The sequence below is a fragment of the Paenibacillus forsythiae T98 genome (assembly GCF_000520735.1).
GTDB classification, from domain to species: Bacteria; Bacillota; Bacilli; order Paenibacillales; family Paenibacillaceae; genus Paenibacillus_AQ; species Paenibacillus_AQ forsythiae.
This window is the reverse complement of record NZ_ASSC01000118.1, coordinates 1-6,117: the sequence shown is the minus strand read 5'-3', so window position 1 is coordinate 6,117 and position 6,117 is coordinate 1. Positions and strand designations below refer to the sequence as shown.

The window sequence follows — 6,117 nt, the reverse complement described above, 5'->3', positions numbered from 1 at the left end:
AGGCCCAAAAGCCGTGTCTTCAGCTGCCCCTGATCGCTCTTGGAATAGTCGATCGGCAGCTCAAGCACCGGAATACCCAGTTGCTGGTAGTGCCGGAAGAATTCATTCTTGATTTGTCCGTAGCACGGGCAGAATTTGAGATAAGCGTACAACACCCCATCCGCCTGATACTCGGTTGCCAGCGCTCCCGAAATCTCCACGCGCTCCTGGAGCGGCTTCATCCGGGCGCAAGGCGTCTGATCGATATACCCTTCCGCCAGAGCACGGTACGGATCACCTTCCTCATCGATATAGCCGGAGGCGATTTTCAGCCCGGTGCAATGATCCTCGGCGACAATTCTGGCCCCAAGCTCATCCTCGATCAGCTCAATCAGCTTCCGGTCGCCGTCCGCGATAATGCCCCCGGCCATGAACAGGCGGATCGGCCGGTCCTCACGGACAGGCAACGCAGAGAGCTTGTCATAGATTCCCTGGTACAGCGGGAGCAGTTCTTCAGCGGGCAGATAATAGAAGGCTTTGATCAAGTCGAGGTAGTCTTTCCCCGAGATCGGCGGATTGGGACGTTTGCGCAGTTCGGAGATTTGGGTCAGCAGCTTGCGGACCTGGTTATACAGCCGAATCTGTACGCGCAGCTCGCCCTCGGTAATGGTATTGCCTGACAATCGCTCCAGATCGGCCTTGAAGCTCAAGATCTGGGAGTTGTAGAAATCGCGCGACGACGGCTTGTCCTTAATCCGGGGGAGCGTATAAATGTCGGCGGGGGTAAAGAACTCCCCTATCGCTTCACCGATCGTCTTGATGCAGTCGCAGGTATAGAAGGTGTAAACCTTATCCAGCGAAGAATACAGCGGATCTTCTTCCTTGAAGGCGCCGAGAATACTCTTCGTGAAATCGCAGAATACGCTTTGCGTGATCTGTTCGCCGCTCGCCACCGTTTCGGTATCGCCCGCCTTGAACAACCGGATGTGGTCGACGCCGGCGGCGCTGATCATTTCAAGCGGCGTATAGGAGCACAGGTATCCGACTTTTTTGCGGTCATCGGCATTGACTACCAGCTGTTCCTGCCGCTCGGCGATCCGGTTCTCCAGACCGGTAAGGTCAAGCCGGAACACATCCTCCGCTTCCGCAACCGAAGTGACGGCGGCTCTGGAATAATTCAGAGCATGAATCGCCGCTCCCAGAGCGCCTGCGAAGATGGTGTCGATCTTGGCTTCGATCAGAGGGTGGCCGGACAGTTCCTCCAGCGCCTTTCTCATGCCGACATTATTCGAGACGCCTCCGGAGAAGATCAGGCCCGGCTCGATGCCGACCCGTTTCAGCAGGTTGCGGACCCGCTTGGCGGAAGCGAAGTGAATGCCGGCGGCAATATCCCGCCGCGTCGCGCCTTTGGCCCGGAGGGAAATCACCTCCGACTCCGCAAATACGACGCATTGGCTGCTGATTTCGGAAGGCGCATCCGATTCCACGGCCTCGTATCCCAGCTCATCGATGGACAGCTCCAGAATTTCAGCGACCTTCTCCAGAAAGCGTCCGGTACCGGCTGCGCATTTATCGTTCATCACGAATTCGACAACGCTGCCGGTCAGCGGGTCAACCCGAATCGCCTTGGAGTCCTGGCCCCCGATATCGACGATTGTCCGGACATCCGCATTCAAATAATGGGCGCCCATGGCGTGACAAGAGATTTCGGTTACGATCTGGGTCGGAATATCGGTATACTGCAGCGCGATGCGGCCGTATCCCGTACCGACGATATAGCTGATATCGGAACGCTGGAGGTCCGATTTGTCCAGCAAGTCCTCCAGCAGCTCGTCGGCCGTCTCCTGCATATTGATGCCGGTATATACCGAGCTGGTGTATACCTCACCGCCGGACAGCAGCACCGCTTTGCCCGTTCTTGATCCAATGTCAATGCCAATTACTGTGCCGCCTTTTAACGTATCCAGCAGCCTTTCATCCACTACATCTTGAATCTGCATGCTTAACACCTCGTATTATGGATTTGAAATACAATTACTGCCTTTAAAGGAACGGAACTGGCGGGACGGTCTACGAACCGGAAATTTCCTGTTTCCAGCGTGTTATCCGCTTTTCCCAACGGACCAGAAGAAAATTGACCAGCACTCCCAGCAGGATCAGGACAATAATGCCGGCATACATCTGCTCCACCTTGTAATTCTGTTCGGAGGAGAAGATCAGGAACCCAAGACCCTTGTCCGCCCCGAGCATCTCGGCGGCGACCAGAATAATGATCGAGCGGGAAGCACTAAGACGAATGCCGGTAAAAATCGAAGGCAGGGCAGACGGCAAAATAATCCGGAAGAACAGCGTCAGCGGCGTAGCGCCCATGGAGCGGCCGGACTTGATCAGGAGCGGGTCCGTCCGGTTGACGCCTTCCACCGTATTCATGAGGACAGGCCATACCCCGCCCCAGAAAATGATGGCCACCTTCGATAATTCGCCAAGCCCGAAGACAAGAATGAACACGGGATAGAGGGCAAGCGTCGGCGTATTGCGCATGAACTGCATAACCGGGTCCAGCACTCGCTGTGCTCTAGGGGACCAGGCGGTCAGGAAGCCCAGGGGGATGGCGACCAGCACCGAAACCGCGAACCCGGAGGCGGACCGCTGCATGCTGGCTCCGATGTCGGGCCATATCTGCCCTGTTAGAAGAAGCTGGAACAGCTTATAAACGACCCTGGTGAATGGAGGCAGGATGAAATCCTTGACCATGCCGCTCCGGGAAACAGCCTCCCAGACAATGCATACCGCCGCGATCGCCGCCCACCGTTCCGAAGCGGACCTGAGCCTTGCTATGGCTGCTATTTTCACTGACGGACCTTCCCTTCCTTATTGATGTACAGCAGGACAGGCAGGACGGATCATTTCAGCGTGTCGTTGAATTCGTTGGTAAAAATATCCTCGGGCTTGATGCCGGGTTTAATCTCGTTGAACTGGGTTAAGAGGTCAATCCAGACCTGTGCCGATTCTTTTTTGATTTCACCGTGGGGAGCATAATAGTTCGCCCTGATTTTGGCCGGATCAATGTCGCCTCGCTTCGCCGTAATCTCAATCGCTTGTTCCGGGTTGGCATTAACATAATCATTGGTCTTGCTGATAACATCCACGAAGCGTCTGACCACATCCGGCTTCTCCTTGATGAATTTCTGGGAGAAATAGAGAGGTGTTGCGCCGCCGATCGTATTCCAGACGTCATAATCTGTGAAGACGACTCGCAAATTGCCGCGCTTGATAATGGTGGACGGATTCTCATGCAGACCGATAATGTCCACATCGCCCTGCAGCAGCGCCTGCTCCAGCTTGATTTCCGGCGCAATGACAATCTCGAATTTCCCTTTGGGGTCCTTGATGCCGTTTTTCAGCAAATAAGCGTAAGGCGTATACTCATTGCAGCCTCCAAATTTGGAGATGCCGACCTTCTTGCCGACGAGATCAGCCGCTGACTTGATCGGGCTGTCCTTGGTCGTCACAAAGCTCATATGCGGAACCTCCTCGGTCGTTTCCGTCTGGGCCACAACCGCCTTGATTTTGGCTCCCGCGCTGATTCCGGCAATCGTACGGTTGATATGCGCGCCGCCTACATCCAGCTTGCCCGCGACTACCGACGCAACCAGCTGCCCGGGTTCGACGGCGCCGATAAATTCGAATTTCAGTCCGGCTTCCTCCGCAAATCCCAGCTCATCGGCCACGTAATAGGTGGAGATGCCCGTCAGATTGGTCGGTGTGGCCAGCCGCACGACATCCAGGCGCTCTCCCGAGCTTCCCGCTTGTGCGGAATCCGTGTCATTGCCGCAACCCGCAAGAATAACCGCTCCGGTCATCAGCAAGAGAAGCGCCCGCAGTGCAATTGATTTCACAGGTTTGATTCTTTGTCGATCCAGCATGCTCTCCTATCCCTCTTTTCCTGTTCTAGTCTTGCTAACCCTTGACAGTCCGCTCCTTCCAGCGGGTCATCCTGCCTTCCAGATGAACCAGACCATAGTTGATCAGGACGCCCAGGACGGAAATAAAGATAATGCCCCCGAACATTTCGGGAATGGCGTATCTCTCCTGGTAATAAAAAATCATGAACCCCAGCCCCCGGTCCGCCCCGAGCATTTCAGCGGCCACCAGCATCAGAATTGCGGTCGCGGCGCTGAGGCGCAGACCTGTCAGAATAGAGGGCAGCGCCATCGGCCATACGACCCGGAGAAACAATCCCGCCTTAGAAATCCCCATTGATCTGGCCGATTTAATGAGCAGCGGGTCCGCTTCCTTTACGCCGGATATGGTGTTGAGCAGAATCGGCCATACGGTCCCCCACAGGATGATAGCGACCTTTGACGTCTCACCCAGACCGAAAAAAAGAATGAATACCGGATATAAAGCAAGAGTCGACGTGTTGCGGCATGCCTGAAGCAGCGGATCAATGATTCGCTCGATCCGCTCATTCCAGCCCATGAAGGTGCCGACCGGGATGGAGAACAGGACGGCGGCGAGAAACGCGAGTCCCGATCGTCCAAAGCTTGCGGCGATATGCCGGACCATCTCGCCCGACTGGAACAGGCGCAGCAAGCTTCCTATGGCTTCGCTGAACGGCGGCAGCAGGAACGGATCAACAAGTCCAAGACGCGGCAACGCTTCCCAGGCCGAGATAATCAACACCATAATTGCGGACTTCTCGACGGCGCCCTTCAGGAAAGCAAGAACGGCGGTCCCGGCGCGGGCTGACCCGGCATGAATCCGGCTCCCCCTATAAGACCGGAGCCTGGTTCCATCGTCGATCTCTGACATCTAACATTCACTCCCTTTTAGCAAAATAAAAGAGGTCAAGCTTGCCGGTTGGGGAACGGCTGCTTAACCTCTTTTGGAAAAGTGGGTTGCAGTAAAGAGTTGCTGCACTTGCACCTGAATGACAAAGAGGTTAAAACGGCGCCGTTAAAGCGTCATTTTAACCTCTTCCTAAAAAGTCGGTTTAGAAAATCAGAATTATTCGATTATTACAGATTGCCCGCCGCTGCCGGAGAGAGCACGCCGGTCTCCAGCTCCACGAGCTGTTTGCCCCAATTGGAGGCCCACTCCCGCAGTTCGCTGGTTTCCAAAGGAACCGGAACCTTGGACTCGGTATGGTCTACAATTTTTTGAGCCAGCGATTTGTAGATTTGCGCCTGTTTGGAATCAGGGTCCGCTTCAATGGTCGTCTTCCCTTGCAGCTCAGCCTGTGTCACCGATACGGAACGCGGAACATACTCCATGACCTGTGTATGCGTGCGGGCGACGAAGTCATCTACAATCTCCTTGGCGTAAGGAGCGTTGATCGAATTGGCGATAACCCCGCCCAGCAGAGCGCCGCCTTCGGTAGAGTATTTATGAATCCCTTTAAAGAGGTTGTTAGCCGCATAAAGAGCCATGAAATCTGCGGACGTAACCGTAAATACATGCTCGGCGATGCCTTCCCGCACCGGTACGGCAAAGCCGCCGCAGACAACGTCCCCAAGGACATCATAGATGACATAGTCCAGATCAAGCTCTTCAAATACTTTCTGCTGCTTCAGCAGAGAGACGGAGGTAATGATCCCTCTTCCCGCGCAGCCGACGCCCGGAGCCGGTCCGCCCGCTTCCACGCAGTATATTCCATTAAAGCCTTCGAAGATAACGTCATGCGCTCTCACAATCTGTTTATCTCTTAACGTATCAAGCACGGTGGGAATATACTCGCCGCCGCGCAGCGTGTTGGTCGAATCGCTCTTCGGGTCGCAGCCGAACTGCATTACCTTGTAGCCTGCCACCGACAGTGCCGCGCTAATGTTCGAGGTTGTCGTCGACTTTCCTATTCCCCCTTTGCCGTAGATTGCGATTTGTTTGATTTTCTTAGCCATGAAGTAGCACTCCTTATCTGTTATACGCATTTTAAACATTTGAACGGGTCAACGCCGAATGGTTATCCCCAGGCAGGATTACAACGCTGCCGATGAGGAGAGCTGCTCGGCAAGCTCAAGCGGCGCCTGCACCGGAGTCTGCTGGACCGGCGGCTTGGGCGAAGCTGTCTCTCCTTGCAGAAGCTCCCATACCCGGTGCCGAATCCAACTGAAATCGGCGGTGGATTGCACATCTCCT

General features: G+C 55.0%; 5 protein-coding genes. All 5 read right to left on the bottom strand.

Going from position 1 to position 6,117, the window contains the following annotated elements; genetic code table 11:
* Positions 1 to 1,979 (bottom strand): 2-hydroxyacyl-CoA dehydratase (locus tag L692_RS0104020; RefSeq protein WP_025697433.1); only part of this gene is annotated, 1,979 nt, incomplete at its 3' end.
* A 70-nt stretch (positions 1,980 to 2,049) separates the two neighbouring features.
* Positions 2,050 to 2,832: an ABC transporter permease gene (locus L692_RS0104015; protein ID WP_025697432.1), complete on the bottom strand. Its 783-nt coding sequence runs from the start codon at positions 2,830 to 2,832 to the stop codon at positions 2,050 to 2,052.
* Positions 2,833 to 2,882: 50 nt separating this feature from the next.
* A complete protein-coding gene (locus L692_RS0104010; RefSeq protein WP_198027702.1) occupies positions 2,883 to 3,878 on the bottom strand; it encodes an ABC transporter substrate-binding protein in 996 nt (331 codons plus the stop codon).
* Positions 3,879 to 3,939: 61 nt separating this feature from the next.
* Positions 3,940 to 4,794 (bottom strand): ABC transporter permease, encoded by an 855-nt coding sequence (locus tag L692_RS0104005; RefSeq protein ID WP_025697429.1) that lies wholly within the window; start codon positions 4,792 to 4,794, stop codon positions 3,940 to 3,942.
* A gap of 206 nt (positions 4,795 to 5,000) precedes the next feature.
* Positions 5,001 to 5,879 (bottom strand): nitrogenase iron protein, encoded by an 879-nt coding sequence (gene nifH / locus L692_RS0104000; protein ID WP_025697427.1) that lies wholly within the window; start codon positions 5,877 to 5,879, stop codon positions 5,001 to 5,003.
* Between the last annotated feature and the right edge of the window lie 238 nt (positions 5,880 to 6,117).

Coding starts and splice junctions, on each gene's coding strand:
- L692_RS0104005 (WP_025697429.1), bottom strand. CDS start 4,794: ATGTCAGAGATCGACGATGGAACCAGGCTCCGGTCTTATAGGGGGAGC.
- nifH (WP_025697427.1), bottom strand. CDS start 5,879: ATGGCTAAGAAAATCAAACAAATCGCAATCTACGGCAAAGGGGGAATA.